Genomic DNA, 1,062 nt, shown 5'->3' on the forward strand with positions numbered 1-1,062 from the left:
AGGAATTTGCAAATCATGGCTAAAGGTAAATGTATCTTTCTTTATGATTACTCTGGAATTTCTGCCCAGCCTTGGTTAGAGGCGGGGTATGAGTGCTATCTTTTTGATGGTCAGCATCCCGAAGGTGTGACGAGAGAGGGAAATCTCGTAAAAGTTGGGATGTGGTTCTATCCTGATAAGGTTGAGGAACATGCAAATCATATTCGAGAGTTGGTGGGTGACGGCGTTATTCTTGTGGGGTCTTACCCTGAGTGTACTCATCTGGCAGTGTCTGGTGCAGCTCATTTTGCTAAGAAAAGAGCTATCAATCCAGCGTTCCAGATTGAGGCAGCTTCTCTCGCTCTCCTTGCAGAAAAAGTAGGAAATCTATATGGCTGTGCATGGTACGCCGAAAACCCTGTCTCAGTGCTTGCAACGCTGTGGCGCAAACCCGACTTCATATTCCAACCCTGGGAATTTGGTGGTTACTTACCTGTCGATGATGCGCATCCAACGTATCCTGAATATATCGCCCCAAGGGATGCTTATCCGAAGAAAACGTGCATTTGGTGTGGGAATGGATTTCGAAAGCCAGAGGTTATGGCGGTTCAGCCCGAGCCTGGGTATTCTCGTCAACACCAGCGTTTGGGCGGTCGTAGTCTCAAAACTAAAAACATAAGGTCTGCCACTCCGAGAGGATGGGCTAAGGCAGTGTATGAAACTTTCAAAATCGAAATACCATCGAATGTTAGTGAAGGTGAAACGTGAGCTGCTTCAAGTGCGGAAGCAACCATCTAAGTAGTAGAAAGTATACTATCAAAGAGATTGCTAAAGGTAGCCCTACCCGTGGTAAGAACATGAAGTTCAACACGGTGAAGGTGAGTGAAATTAAGTGCAGGGATTGCCAATCTACGGAATGTAAGTATGAATAAATACATCATTGCTGTACTGATTGCTCTTACACTTACAGGTTGTTATGACGACCGTTATGATAAGTGTGAACAACAATACCCACTTACCAAAGACTACAGAGCTTGTGTCAAGAGGTTTCAAGACCAAGACAATAATGATGCAGCGGCTATG

The 1,062-nt window shown here is 45.0% G+C and carries 2 protein-coding genes; both read left to right on the top strand.

Features of this window, described 5'->3' with window-relative positions; all coding sequences use genetic code 11:
• Positions 1–747, top strand: a 747-nt coding sequence (locus N1032_RS23700) for a hypothetical protein (protein ID WP_259542833.1), incomplete at its 5' end; no start/stop codon positions are given.
• 156 nt (positions 748–903) lie between these two features.
• The coding region (locus N1032_RS28515) for a lipoprotein (RefSeq protein WP_407933077.1) at positions 904–1,062 on the top strand (159 nt) is incomplete at its 3' end.

It is taken from the genome of Herbiconiux daphne, from assembly GCF_024979295.1.
Classification (GTDB): domain Bacteria; phylum Actinomycetota; class Actinomycetes; order Actinomycetales; family Microbacteriaceae; genus Herbiconiux; species Herbiconiux daphnes.